We start from the raw sequence: 14,455 nt of genomic DNA on the forward strand, positions 1-14,455 counted from the left end.
CCGTGGACCCCTCAGACCTGGTCATCGCGACCTCCCGCCAACTCGCCCGTCGCGGCGTCGACCGCAACGCGCAGAGCCGACTCACCCGGAGGGGCGTGCTCGTCCGGGTCGCCCCGGGGGCCTACCTCGAGGGAGACGTCTGGCAGGCCCTGGACGCGAGGGGGCGCTTCGTCGCGCGGGCACGTGCCGTGGTCGCCACGCGCCCCCGAGAACTCGTGGTGAGCCACCGCTCGGCGGCCGTCCTCTTCGGGCTGCCCGTCGTCGGCGGGCTCCCCGACCGGCTCGACGCGCTCCGCACCGAGGTGTCGGGCGGCCGGTCGGAGGCCAGCATCCGGGCGCACCGCTCGACGCTGCCCTGCGACCCGGTGCCGATCGGCGACTTCTGGCTGACGCCCCTGGCACGGACGCTCGTCGACGTCGCCCTCGCGCACTCCTTGATCGTCTCCGTGCCGATGATCGACCACGCCCTCCTCCACGGGATGGTCGAGCTGGACGAGCTGTCGGACGAGCTGGAGCGGCGCCCCCGCCATCCCGGCGCGCGGCGGGCGAGATCCGCACTGGGGCTGGGCACCCCGCTGTCGCAGTCGCCGCTCGAGTCGCTCGTCCAGGTCAGGTGCTTCGAGGGCGGCTGGCGTCGCCCCGAGCAGCAGGTGCGCCTCCGGCTGCTGACGGGTCGCCGGGCCGAGGTCGACTGCCTGTGGCGCGAGCTGCCGGGGTCGACCGGGCCCGGCCTGGTGCTCGAGGCGGACGGCCGGTACAAGTACGGGCCGGAGGCCGAGCTCATGACCGGAGACGAACACTGGGACGAGAAGGTCCGGGAAGACGATCTCCGGGAGCAGGGGTACGACTTCCGCCGCCCGACCTGGGACCGGGTCTGGAACAGGGCCGCGTTCGAGGCGATGATGCGCGGGACCACCGTGCCGCGGGACTGGTGAGCCGCGGTGAACGCTCGCTGTCGGCCATGGTCGGCGGGTCGACGTCCTCCCCGGCGGTGCAGCACGAACGGTGCGGCGGGTTCGTGTCCCTGTGGGCGGGCGGGCGCTCGCCCGCCCAGGAGGACACCAACCCGCCGCACTGGACAGGCCGGGCCGGCCGGGCGGGGGGCGCCGCGCCCCGGGGGCGGGTCAGGAGGGGCGGGGGGCCCGGGCGGCGAGGGCGGCCTGGTAGAGGTCGCGGCGGGAGAGGCCGGTGGCGGCGGCCACGTCGGCGGAGGCCTCCTTGAGGCGGGCGCCGTCGGCGACGAGCGCCTGCACCTGCGCGAGCCCGGCGGCGAGGTCGAACTCGCGCTCGGGGGCCCCCTCGACCACGACGCAGATCTCGCCGCGCACGCCGTCGGCCGCCCAGGCGGCGAGGTCGGCGGCCGACCCGCGCCGCACCTCCTCGTGCATCTTCGTCAGCTCGCGGCAGACGACGACGCGGCGGTCGGCGCCGAGGGCGGTCGCGACGTCGCCGAGCGAGTCGGCGAGACGGTGCGGCGACTCGAAGAACACCATCGTGCGGCGCTCGTCGACGAGGGCGCCGAGCACCCGCAGCCTGTCGCCCTGCTTGCGCGGCAGGAACCCCTCGAAGCTGAAGCGGTCGGTGGGCAGGCCCGACACGGCGAGCGCCATCAGCACCGCCGAGGGGCCGGGCAGCGCGGTGACCGTGACGCCGGCGGCGGCGGCGGCCTCGACGAGCGGGAACCCGGGGTCGCTGATGGCGGGCATCCCGGCGTCGGTCAGCACCAGGACGTCGGAGGCGCGGGCCAGCTCCACGAGCTCGCCCGCCTTCTCGCGCTCGTTGTGCTCGTGCAGGGCGATGAGCCGCGGGCGGTTCTCGACGCCGAGGGCGCGCATGAGGTGGATGGCCGTGCGGGTGTCCTCCGCGGCGATCACCTCGGCGTTGCGGAGGGCCTCGACGAGACGCGTCGAGGCGTCGCCGAGGTTGCCGATGGGGGTCGCGGCGAGAACGATCACCCGGTCATTCTCCCCCGGCGCGACGGAGCCGCTCGACGCGCCGAATACGATGGCCCGATGACGACCCCGGGCGAGCGCGAGTTCGACGCGCTCCTCGAGGCCGAGGGCGCGCCTCCCCGGGGCCCTGACGGCCTCGCGCAGGGCTCCGCCCCGGGCCTGGGCGAGGCCGGCGAGACCGCCCCGCCGCCGGCGCACGCCCCGCGCCTCACCCGCGTCGACGCCTGGTGGGGCCGGCTGCTCTCGACCCCCGGACGTCGCACCGCCTGGCGCTGGGGCGGCCCGATCGGCGTCACCGTGCTCGCGGCCCTGCTGCGGCTCTGGCACCTCGGGGTGCCCGGCACGCTCGTCTTCGACGAGACCTACTACGTCAAGGACGCGTGGACCCTCCACGAGCTCGGCTACGAGGGCTCGTGGCCGACCGACTACGACGCCTCGTTCGCGGCGGGCGGCGCCGACGGGTTCCTGACCAGCCCCTCCTTCGTCGCGCACCCCCCGCTCGGCAAGTGGCTCATCTCGCTCGGCATGGCCGCCCTCGGCCCCGGCGACCCGGCGGGCTGGCGGCTCAGCACGGCGATCGCGGGCGTGCTCGCGGTGGCCCTCGTCGCCGTCATCGGCACGGTGCTGCTGCGCTCGACGCTCGTCGGCACGATCGCCGGCTTCCTGATGGCGATCGACGGCCACGCGATCGTGATGTCGCGGGTCTCGCTGCTCGACAACTTCGTCATGCTGTTCGGGCTGCTGGCCTTCGGCGCCGTCCTGCTCGACCGGCGACAGAGCGCCGGCCGTCTCGAGGCCTGGCTGGCGAGGAGGCGCGGTGCCGGTCGGGACACCGCCTGGGGCCCTGCCCTGTGGTCGCGCCCCTGGCTCGTCACCGCGGGGCTGATGTGCGGCCTCGCGACGGCCGTCAAGTGGAACGGCCTCTACTTCCTGGCCGTGTTCGCCGTCTACACCGTCGTCGTCGACGTGCTGGCCCGACGCCGGGCCGGCGTCGAGTTCTGGCTGTCGGGCACCCTCTTCAAGCAGGCGCCGGTGAGCTTCCTCCTCACGGTGCCGATCGCCGTCGTGGCGTACCTGGTGAGCTGGACGGGCTGGTTCGTCACCGGCGGCGGGTACTACCGCGACTGGGTGCAGGAGACCGGCGAGCGCTGGACGGGCGCACTGGCCTGGGTGCCTGACGTCGTGCAGAACTTCTGGCACTACGAGGCCGGTGTCTACGCCTTCAACGTCGGGCTGCAGACGCCGCACGACTACCAGGCGAACCCGTTCACCTGGCTGCTGATGCTCCGGCCGACGAGCATGTACTACCAGGGCACCGACCTCGGGCAGGCCGGCTGCGACGTCGCCCGCTGCGGCGAGGCGATCACCTCGATCGCGAACCCGCTGATCTGGTACGCCGCGGTCGCGGCCTGCCTCTACCTGCTCTGGCGGGTGGTGCGGCACCGCGAGTGGCGGCACGGGGCGATCCTCGTCGGCATCGCGGCGGGCTACCTGCCGTGGCTGGCGTTCTCCGGCCGCACGGTGTTCCAGTTCTACACGATCGCCTTCGAGCCCTACCTCCTGCTCGGCCTCGCCGCGGTGATCGGACTGCTGTTGGGGCGCCGCACCGACGACCTCGACCGTCGCCGCCGCGGCCTCTCGATCACGGCGGGCTTCCTCGTGCTGGCCGTCGCCGTGTCGGTCTGGTGGTACCCGATGTGGACGGCCCAGCAGATGGACTGGGAGTGGATCCGCCTGCACTACTGGATCCCGTCGTGGAAGTAGGCGGCGCCTCCCCCGCCCCCGAGACCTGGTCGAAGTCCCCGGCCGGGCCGAGCCCCTCCGGCCGGGCCGCCCGCCGTCGCCTGGCCGCCGCCCGCTGCGAGGCCTGCGGCCACACGTGGACGGCACACCCGGGGGCGCACGAGCCGGTGGTCACGCGCTGCCTCGAGTGCGCCGCGCAGGGCGACGGTGACGCGGCCGACCCCGACGCCGATGTCGAGGCCGACGCCGCCGCGGACATCGAGCCGTGTCGCCGCAGGGTCCCGCGCCGAGTCCTCCGCCGCGCGTCGGCGCGGAGCCTCGAGAGCTCGGCGCCCTGGCACGTCAAAGCCGCCCACCGGGTCAAGCAGGTCCTGGGCGAGGCCATCGAGGCCGTCGTCGACGGGCTCACGAACCCGTTCTGACCCGTCGCTCGTCCCTCCCCACCCGCCGGAGGTGCGGGTCGACTGTGAAGTTCTGTGACCTCCCAGCCGGGGCCGTCAGGGGCAGCGGCTAGCGTGGCCCCATGGCAGATCGTGAGTACGGCTTCCGCACGCGGGCTATCCACGCGGGCAACATCCCCGACGCGGCGACGGGCGCCCGCGCCCTCCCCATCTACCAGTCGAGCGCCTTCGTCTTCGACGACACCGACGACGCCGCGGCTCGCTTCGCCCTGCAGAAGTACGGCAACATCTACAGCCGCCTGGCGAACCCGACCACCGCCTCCTTCGAGGAGCGCATCGCCAGCCTGGAGGGCGGCCTCGGGGCCGTGGCCACCTCGAGCGGGCTGAGCGCGCAGTTCATCACCTTCGCGAGCCTCGCGGGCGCCGGCGACCACATCGTGGCGAGCGCCAACCTGTACGGCGGGTCGATCACGCAGCTCGACGTCACGCTGCGCCGGTTCGGCGTCGAGACGACGTTCGTGCAGTCGAGCGAGCCGGCCGACTACGCCGCCGCGATCACGCCCGCGACGAAGCTGCTCTTCGTCGAGACCGTCGCCAACCCCTCCGGCGAGATCGCCGACCTCGAGGGCCTCGCCGAGGTCGCGCACGCCGCGGGCATCCCCCTCATCGTCGACTCGACCATCGCGACCCCCTACCTGAACCGCCCGATCGAGTGGGGCGCCGACGTGGTGATCCACTCGGCCACGAAGTTCCTCGGCGGGCACGGCACCACCCTCGGCGGCGTCGTCGTCGAGTCGGGCCGCTTCGCGTGGGACACCGAGAGGTTCCCGCTCTTCGACCAGCCGGTGGCGAGCTACGGCGGGCTGAACTGGTCGGGCAACTTCGGCGAGTACGCCTTCCTCACGCGCCTCCGTGCCGAGCAGCTGCGCGACATCGGGCCGGCGCTCGCCCCGCACTCGGCGTTCCTCCTCGCCCAGGGTGTCGAGACCCTGCCGTACCGGATGCGCGCCCACGTCGACAACGCCCGTCAGGTCGCCGAGTGGCTCGACGCCGACCCCCGCATCGAGCGGGTGCGCTGGGCCGGCCTGCCCGAGCACCCGCACCACGAGCGGGCGGCGAAGTACCTGCCCGAGGGGCCCGGCTCGGTCTTCACGTTCGAGCTCGCGGGCGGCCGCGCCGCCGGCAAGACCTTCATCGAGTCGGTCGAGCTCGCCAGCCACCTCGCCAACATCGGCGACGCCAAGACGCTCGTGATCCACCCCGGGTCGACGACCCACGCGCAGCTCAGCGAGCAGCAGCTGGTCGACGCCGGCGTGCTGCCCGGCTCGGTGCGCATCAGCGTCGGCATCGAGGACCCCGCCGACATCATCGACGACCTCGACCAGGCGCTGACCGCAGCCAGCAAGGGAGACCGGTCATGACCGACACCGTCACGACGCAGCTGACCAACGGGCTCACCTGCGAGCTGCCGTCGAGCTCGCCGCTCGCCAAGCTGCTGAAGTCGCAGCGCACCTGGGTCGGGCCGACCGCGAAGGAGCGCCAGGCGATCCTCCGCGAGGCGAAGTCCGTCGCGATCGTGGGCGCGTCGCCCAACGCCACCCGCTCCTCCTACTTCGTCGGCACGTACCTGCAGCAGTCCAGCGACCTGCGCGTGTACTTCGTCAACCCGAACGCCGACACGATCCTCGGCGAGAAGGCCTACCCCGACCTGGCGTCGCTGCCCGAGGTGCCCGACATCGTCGACGTGTTCCGCAAGGCGAGCGACATCGCGTCGGTGGTCGACGACGTCGTGGCGAGCGGCGCCCGCACGATCTGGGTGCAGCTGGGGATCTACGACGAGGAGGCTGCGCGGTACGGCGAGGAGAAGGGCCTCACCGTCGTCATGGACCGCTGCATCAAGGTCGAGCACGCCCGCTTCAACGGCGGGCTGAACCTGATGGGCTTCGACACGGGCGTCATCTCGTCGCGTCGGTCGCGCTAGGCGCGGGCCCGGGGCCTCCACCCGGTGTGCGGGAGGGGGACCGACGGGGTACGCCCACTCTCGCAAAGCTCAGGGGGGCTGCCCGCACCCCCCGTCCGGGGCGCAGCCTGAGGGAGGCGGCACGACGTCGCCGACACAGGACCGACGGAGGCCCCATGTACTTCCACGCACAGACCTGGATCAACGAGATCGCCGACGGCGAGCCCGACCCCGCCGCCGCCAACGCGCTGCAGGAGGGCCTCGGCGGCCAGTTCGGCGAGATGCGCACGATGATGCAGTACCTCTTCCAGGCGATGAACTTCCGCGGGCCGGCGGCGAAGCCGTACCGCGACCTCATCCAGGGCGTCGGCACTGAGGAGATCAGCCACGTCGAGCTGATCGGCACGACCATCTCGCGCCTGCTCGACGGGAGCCCCGAGTACACCGGCAAGCTCACCGACCCGCTCGACACCCCCGGTGCCGGCGGCGCGACCCCGCTGAACATCGCACTCGACACGGGCAACATCCACCACTACCTCGTGGGGGCCCAGGGCGCCCTGCCCGTCGACTCGGTCGGCAACCCCTGGAGCGGCAGCTACGTCTACAACAGCGGCAACCTGCCCCTCGACCTGCTGTACAACCTCATGCTCGAGTCGACCGGCCGCCTGCAGAAGTGCCGCATCTACGAGATGACCGACAACGCGGTCGCCCGCGGCACGCTCGCGTACCTGATCGTCCGCGACCAGGCGCACGAGAACGCCTACGCGAAGGCCCTCGAGTCGCTCGGCGTGATGTGGAACAAGCTGCTGCCCGTGCCCAAGACCAACGCCGAGCAGTTCCCCGAGGTGAAGAGGCTGCTCGACCTCGGGCTGCAGAGCAAGCAGTACAGCTTCGACCTCGACGGCAAGTCGGAGGCGAGCAAGATCTTCCGCGGCCCGTCGCCCTCGAACGACGGCACCGACCTCACCGCCACCGAGCAGGCCCCCGTCGGCGCCCCGTCGACGATCTCGCCCGAGCGCCTCGAGGAGTTCGCCCCCGGCCTCGACGCCGACCTGCTCGAGCTGACCCAGGCCACCGCCGAGCTCGAGCTGCAGGACATCGAGAGCTTCTCCGGCCCGACCGGGAAGTAGTCGCTCGCCCGGGCCGACCTGCGGGAGTCGCGGGTCGGCCCAGTCGTTCCGCCGGCGGGAGGCGCGGGAGTCGCGGGTCGGCTCGGTCGTTCCGTCGGCAGGAGGCGCGGGTCGGCCCCGTCGCGATCGTGACGCGCCGTGAAGGCGCGCCCTGGCCGATGACAGGGGTCGGCAGTACCGTGGCCCGCATGCCTCCCGTGCTGACCTCCCCCCTCGTCTCGAGCCAGTGGCTCGCCGACCACATCGGGGCCGACGAGATGGTGGTCGTCGACGCGTCGGTCGTCTCCGTCGCCGGCCCCGACGGGCGGCCCAGCGGCCGCTTCGTCACCGGGCACGAGCAGTACCTCGTCGACGGCCACGTGCCCGGCGCCGTCTTCGGCGACCTCGTCAGCGAGCTCAGCGACCACCGGGCCGACCTGCCCTTCACCCGCCCCGACGCCGAGCGCTTCGAGGCGGCGGTGGGCGCGCTCGGCATCACTAACGAGACCACCGTCGTGGTCTACGACTCGTCGGTCGGCCTCTGGGCCGCACGGCTCTGGTGGCTGTTCCGTGCCTTCGGCTACGACGACGTCGCCGTGCTCGACGGCGGCTTCACGACGTGGCAGCGCGAGCAGCGCCCGATCGACGTCGGCCACGTCGAGCCGCAGCCCGCGCTCTTCCTCGCCGACGAGCGTCCCGAGCTCTGGGTCGACAAGGCCTACGTCGAGGCCGTCGTGCGCGGCGACGAGCAGGCCGCTCTCGTCTGCGGCTCTCCCCGCGCCGAGTTCGCCGGCCACGAGGGCCGTCGCCCGCGGCTCGGTCACATCCCGGGCAGCGTGAACGCGCCCGCCGACGAGCTCGTCGCCGACGACCGGCGCTTCGCCAGCCCCGCGCAGCTCCGAGCCCTGCTCGCTCCCGCCCTCGGTGCCGACCGCGTCGTCGTCTACTGCGGCCAGGGCATCGCGGCCAGTGCCGACGCGTTGGCGCTCACCCTCGTCGGCGAGCGGAACGTGGCGCTGTACGACGGGTCGCTCACCGAGTGGGCCGCCGACGGCGACGCCCCGCTCGCGACGCTCGCCGCCTGAGCGGGGGCCTCACCCGACCGCCACCGCGCGTCGGACCGCCGAGTGGTCACGAACTGTCGTTCCCGCGCGCGGGACGAGCCGATCGTGACCACCCAGCCCCCGCCTCCCCGGGGTCGGACCGGCGAAGGGTCACGAACTGTCACTCCCCAACCCGGGAGGAGCCGATCGTGACCACTCGGCGCCGCCGGCCTAGAGCTGCTCGGCGAGCTCCCGGTCGAGCTCCTCGATGCCCGTGACGGGCAGGCGGCAGACGAAGTCGTGGCAGAGGTACGCGGTCACGTGGCCGCGCACCGCCCGACGACCGGCGAACAGCTCGAAGCCGGCGTCGGCGAGCGCCTCGGCGGCGTCCTCCCCGACGACGCCGACCAGCACGCCGGGTCCGAGGGTGCGCCGCGCCCGCTCCCCGAGGTCGAACGCGGGCACCAGCGTCGTCGTGTCCTCGACAGCCGCAGCGGCGACGGTCGCGTCCGCGCCCGCGCCCGCACCCGCCACGACGGCGGGCTCGACGACGACCAGCTGCGTCGACGGCGCGGCGAGCTCGGCGAGCAGGGCGAACGTGGTGCCGAACGCGACGGGAGCGTCGAGGGCCCGGGCCGCGCCGGGGGCGACGGCGCGCTCCGCGGCGGACCGCCACCGCGCCTCCCCCGTCATCCGGTGCAGGGCGAGGGCGGCGGTCGCCGTGGCGCTGAGCCCGGAGGGGTAGGCCCCCTCGGAGGGGTCGGCCGCCAGCGCCGTGCCGTGGCCGCGCAGCACCGGGTCGGCCCCCTCGGGCGCGGCGAACGGGACCGCGGCTGCGGGGTCGTCGACGAGGGTTCGCTCGAGCAGCTCGCGGGCCGCGACCGCGTAGCGCGGCAGGCCCGTCGCGAGCGTCAGCTGCAGCAGCCCCTCGGCGAACATGCCGTGGTCCTCGAGGGTCGCGACGGCCGTCGAGACGCCGGACCCGGTGGAGGCGCGGAGCAGCCGCCCGTCGGAGGTCACGTGCTCGTCGAGCAGCAGGTCGGCCGCCGCCCGGGCCGCCGCGACCCACTCGGGCCTGTCGTGCCGCGCGCCGGCCTCGGCCAGGGCGGCGATGGCGAGCCCGTTCCACCCGGTCAGCACCTTCTCGTCGACGGGCGGGGGCTCGTGCCGGCGGCGCTCCTCGGCGTCGAGGCCGTACCAGCCGCCCTCCACCCGGCGGCCGTCGATCGTGCTCTCCGAGTCCTGGGCAGAGGCGAACGCCCCGCGCGGGGTCCGCAGCCGACCGAGCAGCACGTCGGCGATGCCCGAGGCGACCGACAGCGGGTCGGGAGCGGTGCGGGCGGCGGCGGCCGCGCCTCCCGCGGGCTCCTCCGGCGACGACGGCGACGTCTCCTGGACCGGGCCCGGCTCGACCAGCCCCGGCTCGAGCAGGGCCAGCCGCGAGTACGCCGTCAGCAGCAGCGCGTTGTCGTAGAGCATGCGCTCGTAGTGCGGATCGTGCCAGTCGCGCCGGGTCGAGTAACGGAAGAACCCGCCCTCGACGGGGTCGCGCAACGGCGACGCGGCCATCGCCCGCAGGGTGCGCGAGACGAGGGCCAGGGCGGCCCGGTCTCCCCCGGCGCCCAGGCCGAGCAGGGCCAGCTGCGCCGGCGCGACCGGGAACTTCGGCGCGCCGCCGAAGCCGCCGTGCTCGACGTCCTCCGCCGCGCCGACCCGGGCGGCCGCGTGCCGGAGCGCCTCGGTCGACGGCAGCGGCGCGTGCTCCCCCGGAGGCGCGGGCTGCGCCGCGAGGGCCGCCGCCACGCCGCGGGCGGTCGCGTCCACCTCGCCGCGGCGGGTCGTCCAGGCCTCGGTGACGGCGTCGAGCACCTGCCGGAAGGCCGGGTGCCCCTGCACCGGCTGCGGCGGGAAGTAGGTGCCCGCGAAGAACGTGCGGCCCTCGGGGGTCGCGAAGACGGTGAGGGGCCAGCCGAGCTGCTCGGTGAAGGCCGAGGCGGCGGCGAGGTAGCTCGAGTCGACGTCGGGGTGCTCCTCGCGGTCGACCTTGACGGCGACGAAGCTCTCGTTGAGGTGCGCGGCGAGCTCGGGGTCGCTGAAGCTCTCGCGAGCCATCACGTGGCACCAGTGGCAGGTCGCGTAGCCGATCGAGACGAGCACGGGCACGTCGCGGCGGGCGGCCTCGTCGAAGGCCTCCTGGCCCCAGGGCCACCAGTCGACGGGGTTGTCGGCGTGCGAGCGCAGGTACGGGCTGACGGCGTCGGCGAGTCGGTTCGTCATGCGCCCCACGCTAGGCGCGTGCGGGCGGGGCGTCCCGCCGCGACCGCCTCTCGCTCGCCGGAACCACCGACTGATCAAAGAACCACGGAACGACGTGGTTGTTTGATCAGTCGGTGGTGTCGGGGCGGCAGAACCGTCGGGATCGACGGCGACGGCGACGGCGACGGCGAAAGCAGCCGCAGCAGCGGCGGGGAGGGGGACGGACTGCCTACGCTCGCGCCGGCACGGCTCGCTGCGCGGGCACGGCTCGCTGCGCGGGCCCGTCGTAGTGCGACAGCGGCCGGATCAGCGAGTTCGCCTCCCGCTGCTCGATCACGTGGGCGCTCCAGCCGAGCACCCGGGCCGCGACGAACAGCGGCGTGAAGACCGGGGTCTCGAAGCCCATCAGGTGGTAGGCGAAGCCCGACGGCCAGTCGACGTTCGGCTTGAGCCCCTTGCGGTCGAGCACGCCCGCGGCCAGCGCGTCGTACACCGCGGCGAGCTCGTCGACCCGGGTGTCGCCGGAGGCGCGGGCACGGTCGACGAGGCCGGCCAGCGCCTCCTCCATGGTCGGCACGCGGCTGTCGCCGTCCTTGTAGACGCGGTGCCCGAAACCCATGATCTTCTCCCGGCGGGCGAGCGCGGCGTCGAGCCAGGCGAGGGCGCCGTCGGCCCCGCCGTCGTCGGCGACCCGTTCGAGCAGCTCGAGGGCGGCCTCGTTCGCCCCGCCGTGCAGGGGGCCCTTGAGCGCCCCGACCGCCGCGACGAGCGCGGAGTGCAGGTCGGAGAGCGTCGAGGCCACCACGCGCGCGGTGAAGGTCGAGGCGTTGAACGAGTGCTCGGCGTAGAGCACCATCGAGGTGTCGAGGGCCCGCACGTCGACCTCGTCGGGCTCGCGGCCGAAGACGCGGTTCAGGAGGTCCGCCGACCAGCCGAGGTCGTCGCGCGGGGGCACCGGCGGCAGGTCGTGGCGGCGCCGCTGGTCGTAGGCGATCACGCCGGGCAGCGCCGCGAAGACCCTCGTCGCGAGGCGCCGCGCGGCGGCCGGGTCGTGCACGCCCGGGGCGGTGCTCGGCTCGGGCTCGGCGGCGCCCAGGGCGCTGAGGGCGGTGCGGACGACGTCCATCGGGTGCGCCGAGGTGGGGATGAGGTCGATGACGTGCTGCAGCCCGGGCGCGAGCGGCCGCGCGGCCCGGAGCTCGGCGTCGAAGGCGACGCGCTGCTCGGGGGTCGGCAGCTCGCCGTGCAGCAGCAGGTGGGCGACGTCCTCGACGTCGCAGCGGGCGGCGAGCTCCTGCACGGGGTAGCCGCGGTAGAGCAGCGAGCCGCTCGTCGGGTCGACGGACGACACGGCCGTCCGGTCGACCACCACCCCGGCGAGGCCCTTGTGCAGCTCGGGGGCGGACGCCGCCGCGGGGGCGGTGAGGGTGTCGCTCATGGTCACTCCTTCGTGAGGTGAGGCGGTGCCGGCGACGGTGCCGGCGGGCGGTGCGGTGGTGCGGTGCTGTCGTGCTGTCGTACGGAGCTGCGGTGGGCGGGCGGAGCCGCGGCGCTCAGCGCTCGACGGTGAAGTCGAACACGTCGCCGTCGAAGGCCGAGTAGCCCTCGTAGTCGATCAGGTCGTACAGGTCGGCGCGGTGCTGCATCCGGTCGAGGAGGCGCGCCTGGGTGCCCCTCTCGGCCAGCTCGTCCAGGCCGCGGGACGCCTCGCCCATCGCGAGGCGCAGCAGGCTCACGGGCCAGATGACGATCCGCACCCCGGCGTCGCGCAGCTCGTCGACGGTGTGCAGCCGCCCCTTGCCGAACTCGGTCATGTTGGCGAGCACGGGCACGTCGACCGCGGAGGCCACGGCCTCGAACTCGGCGAGCCCGGTGAGCGCCTCGGGGAAGACCGCGTCGGCCCCCGCGTCGACGAGGGCACGCACCCGGTCGACGGCGACGTCGAGCCCCTCGAGCGCCCGGACGTCGGTGCGCGCCATGACCAGGAAGTCGGGGTCGCGACGCCCCTCGACCGCCGCCCGCACGCGCTTCACGGCCGTGTCGAGGTCGACGACCTGCTTGCCGTCGAGGTGGCCGCACCGTTTGGGGTTCACCTGGTCCTCGATGTGCATGCCCGCGACTCCCGCGTCCTCCAGGGTCTGCACGGTGCGCGCCGCGTTCATCGGCTCGCCGAAGCCCGTGTCGGCGTCGACGAGGGTCGGCAGGTCGGTCATGCGCGCGATCTGGCCGGCCCGCTGGGCGACCTCGGTGAGGGTGGTGAGGCCGATGTCGGGCAGGCCGAGGTCGGCGGCGACGACCGCGCCCGAGACGTAGACGCCCTCGAAGCCCTTGCGCTCGATCAGGCGCGCGCTGAGCGGGTTGAACGCCCCGGGCAGCCGCAGCACGTCGTCGGTGCCGCGCAGCCGCTCGCGGAACAGCCGCCGCTTCTCGGCCGGGGCCAGCGTCGAGTACAGCATCAGAACAGCCCCTCGGGCGACGCGGCGTCGACCTCGCGCAGGCTGCCCTCCGGCGGCGTCACGGTGAGCCCGGCGAGCTCGTCGGGGCGCAGGCTCCGGAGTCGCGGGGCCAGCTCCAGGAACCGCTCGACCTCCTCGTCGGCGAGCACCCCCTCGGCGAGCGTGCGGAACTTGCGCACGTAGTCGGCCCGCGCGAACGGCCGCGCGCCGAGCGGGTGCGCGTCGGCCACGGCGATCTCGTCGACGAGGCTCGACCCGTCGACGAACTCGACCTCGATGCGCCCGCCGAACGCCTTCTCGGCGGGGTCGACGGAGTGGTACCGCCTCGTCCACCCGGCGTCCTCGGCGGTGCTGATGCGACTCCACAGCTCCACGGTGTCGGGGCGCTGCGCGCGCTCGGGCGCGTAGCTGCGCTCGTGGTGCCACGCGCCGTCCTGCAGGGCGACGGCGACGATGTAGGGGATGGAGTGGTCGAGCGTCTCGCGGCTGGCCCGCGGGTCGTACTTCTGCGGGTCGCCCGCGCCCGAGCCGATGACGACGTGCGTGTGGTGGCTCGTGTGCAGCACGATGCGCCGGACGGCCGCGGGGTCGCGCAGCTCGGGCCGCTCACGGCCGAGACGGCGGGCGAGGTCGATCCAGGCCTGCGCCTGGTACTCGGCGCTGTGCTCCTTCGTGTAGCTGTCGAGGATGGCCCGCTTCGACTCGCCCGGGGCCGGCAGCGGCACGCTGTACCGGGCGTCGGGGCCGTCGAGGAGGCGCGCGATCACGCCGTCCTCGCCCTCCCAGATCGGGCTGGGGCTCGTCTGGCCGCGGAGCGCGCGGTCGATCGCCTCGACCGCCTGCTTGCCCGCGAAGGCCGGGGCGTAGGCCTTCCAGGTCGAGATGAGGCCCTTGCGCGACTGCCGCGTCGCGGTCGTCGTGTGCAGCGCCTGGGCGATGGCCTGGGCGGTGGTCTCGACGTCGAGGCCGAGCAGGGCTCCGATGCCGCCGGCCGCGCTCGGGCCGAGGTGGGCGACGTGGTCGATCTTGTGGGCGTGCAGGCTGATCGCTCGGGTCAGGTCGATCTGCAGCTCGTAGCCGGCCACCAGGCCGCGGAGCAGCTGCTCGCCCGTGGCGCCGACGTGCTGGGCGACGGCGAGCACGGGCGGCACGTTGTCGCCGGGGTGCGAGTACTCGGCGGCGAGGAAGGTGTCGTGGAAGTCGAGCTCGCGCACGGCCACGCCGTTCGCCCAGGCGGCCCACTCGGGCTGGACCCGCCGGTCGGGGTCGAGGCCGACGACGGTCGCGCCGTCGTGGCGGGCCGACCGGTGCTGCAGCCGCGCCGCGGCCTGGGCCCGGGCGGCGACGACGGGTGCGCGGTGCAGGCTCGCGGCGGCGACGGCCGCGTTGTCGATCACGCGGTTGACGACCATCTCGGCGACGTCGTCGTCGACGGCGACCGGGTCGACCGCGACCGCGGCGAGGCGGTGGGCCAGCTCGTCGCGCCGCGCGAGCGGGTCGTCGGACCGGTGGACGTGCACGTCGTTGAGCATCAC

At 74.3% G+C, this 14,455-nt stretch carries 12 protein-coding genes; 7 read left to right on the forward strand and 5 right to left on the reverse strand.

Going from position 1 to position 14,455, the window contains the following annotated elements; translation table 11 throughout:
- Window positions 1–2: 2 nt before the first annotated feature.
- Window positions 3–935: a type IV toxin-antitoxin system AbiEi family antitoxin domain-containing protein gene (locus F1C15_RS05545; protein ID WP_185233461.1), complete on the forward strand. Its 933-nt coding sequence runs from the start codon at window positions 3–5 to the stop codon at window positions 933–935.
- Window positions 936–1,124: 189 nt separating this feature from the next.
- Here F1C15_RS05545 and rsmI read toward each other — a convergent pair whose 3' ends face one another.
- On the reverse strand, window positions 1,125–1,955 hold the full coding sequence (gene rsmI / locus F1C15_RS05550) for a 16S rRNA (cytidine(1402)-2'-O)-methyltransferase (protein ID WP_056058944.1): 831 nt from the start codon (window positions 1,953–1,955) through the stop codon (window positions 1,125–1,127).
- A gap of 57 nt (window positions 1,956–2,012) precedes the next feature.
- Here rsmI and F1C15_RS05555 point away from each other — a divergent pair, with 57 nt between their 5' ends.
- From F1C15_RS05555 to F1C15_RS05580, 6 genes are all read left to right on the forward strand, one after another.
- Window positions 2,013–3,716: a dolichyl-phosphate-mannose--protein mannosyltransferase gene (locus tag F1C15_RS05555; protein ID WP_185233470.1), complete on the forward strand. Its 1,704-nt coding sequence runs from the start codon at window positions 2,013–2,015 to the stop codon at window positions 3,714–3,716.
- Window positions 3,707–4,117 carry a hypothetical protein gene (locus tag F1C15_RS05560; protein ID WP_185233472.1) on the forward strand — a complete coding sequence of 137 codons (411 nt, stop codon included), beginning with the start codon at window positions 3,707–3,709 and terminating at the stop codon, window positions 4,115–4,117. The genes F1C15_RS05555 and F1C15_RS05560 overlap by 10 nt, the downstream gene beginning before the upstream one ends.
- A 101-nt stretch (window positions 4,118–4,218) precedes the next feature.
- Window positions 4,219–5,517 (forward strand): O-acetylhomoserine aminocarboxypropyltransferase/cysteine synthase family protein, encoded by a 1,299-nt coding sequence (locus F1C15_RS05565; protein WP_056056753.1) that lies wholly within the window; start codon window positions 4,219–4,221, stop codon window positions 5,515–5,517.
- Complete coding sequence (locus tag F1C15_RS05570; RefSeq protein ID WP_056056755.1) at window positions 5,514–6,077, forward strand: CoA-binding protein; 564 nt, start codon at window positions 5,514–5,516, stop codon at window positions 6,075–6,077. Before F1C15_RS05565 ends, F1C15_RS05570 begins: the two co-directional genes overlap by 4 nt.
- Before the next feature lie 155 nt (window positions 6,078–6,232).
- Window positions 6,233–7,186, forward strand: coding sequence for a manganese catalase family protein (locus F1C15_RS05575; RefSeq protein ID WP_185233474.1), 954 nt, complete (start codon window positions 6,233–6,235; stop codon window positions 7,184–7,186).
- A gap of 188 nt (window positions 7,187–7,374) precedes the next feature.
- Window positions 7,375–8,250, forward strand: coding sequence for a sulfurtransferase (locus tag F1C15_RS05580; protein ID WP_185233476.1), 876 nt, complete (start codon window positions 7,375–7,377; stop codon window positions 8,248–8,250).
- Window positions 8,251–8,439: 189 nt separating this feature from the next.
- Here F1C15_RS05580 and F1C15_RS05585 read toward each other — a convergent pair whose 3' ends face one another.
- The 4 genes from F1C15_RS05585 to F1C15_RS05600 all read right to left on the reverse strand — a co-directional run bounded on the left by F1C15_RS05585 (window position 8,440) and on the right by F1C15_RS05600 (window position 14,452).
- Window positions 8,440–10,485 (reverse strand): thioredoxin domain-containing protein, encoded by a 2,046-nt coding sequence (locus F1C15_RS05585; protein WP_185233478.1) that lies wholly within the window; start codon window positions 10,483–10,485, stop codon window positions 8,440–8,442.
- Window positions 10,486–10,693: 208 nt separating this feature from the next.
- The gene (locus F1C15_RS05590) at window positions 10,694–11,902 is read right to left on the reverse strand and encodes a bifunctional 2-methylcitrate synthase/citrate synthase (RefSeq protein ID WP_185233480.1); all 1,209 of its coding nucleotides are present in this window, start codon (window positions 11,900–11,902) and stop codon (window positions 10,694–10,696) included.
- A 115-nt stretch (window positions 11,903–12,017) separates the two neighbouring features.
- Window positions 12,018–12,920 carry a methylisocitrate lyase gene (gene prpB / locus F1C15_RS05595; RefSeq protein WP_056056765.1) on the reverse strand — a complete coding sequence of 301 codons (903 nt, stop codon included), beginning with the start codon at window positions 12,918–12,920 and terminating at the stop codon, window positions 12,018–12,020.
- Window positions 12,920–14,452, reverse strand: coding sequence for an MmgE/PrpD family protein (locus tag F1C15_RS05600; RefSeq protein WP_185234093.1), 1,533 nt, complete (start codon window positions 14,450–14,452; stop codon window positions 12,920–12,922). Before F1C15_RS05600 ends, prpB begins: the two co-directional genes overlap by 1 nt.
- Window positions 14,453–14,455 lie beyond the last annotated feature (3 nt).

This window comes from Frigoribacterium sp. NBH87, assembly GCF_014217665.1.
Taxonomy (GTDB): Bacteria; Actinomycetota; Actinomycetes; order Actinomycetales; family Microbacteriaceae; genus Frigoribacterium; species Frigoribacterium endophyticum.

Excerpts from the sequence above, each read along its gene's own strand:
- F1C15_RS05575 (WP_185233474.1), top strand. The coding sequence starts at position 6,233 with ATGTACTTCCACGCACAGACCTGGATCAACGAGATCGCCGACGGCGAG.
- F1C15_RS05580 (WP_185233476.1), top strand. The coding sequence starts at position 7,375 with ATGCCTCCCGTGCTGACCTCCCCCCTCGTCTCGAGCCAGTGGCTCGCC.
- F1C15_RS05590 (WP_185233480.1), bottom strand. The coding sequence starts at position 11,902 with ATGAGCGACACCCTCACCGCCCCCGCGGCGGCGTCCGCCCCCGAGCTG.
- F1C15_RS05570 (WP_056056755.1), top strand. The coding sequence starts at position 5,514 with ATGACCGACACCGTCACGACGCAGCTGACCAACGGGCTCACCTGCGAG.
- F1C15_RS05600 (WP_185234093.1), bottom strand. The coding sequence starts at position 14,452 with ATGCTCAACGACGTGCACGTCCACCGGTCCGACGACCCGCTCGCGCGG.
- prpB (WP_056056765.1), bottom strand. The coding sequence starts at position 12,920 with ATGCTGTACTCGACGCTGGCCCCGGCCGAGAAGCGGCGGCTGTTCCGC.
- F1C15_RS05585 (WP_185233478.1), bottom strand. The coding sequence starts at position 10,485 with ATGACGAACCGACTCGCCGACGCCGTCAGCCCGTACCTGCGCTCGCAC.
- F1C15_RS05565 (WP_056056753.1), top strand. The coding sequence starts at position 4,219 with ATGGCAGATCGTGAGTACGGCTTCCGCACGCGGGCTATCCACGCGGGC.
- F1C15_RS05555 (WP_185233470.1), top strand. The coding sequence starts at position 2,013 with ATGACGACCCCGGGCGAGCGCGAGTTCGACGCGCTCCTCGAGGCCGAG.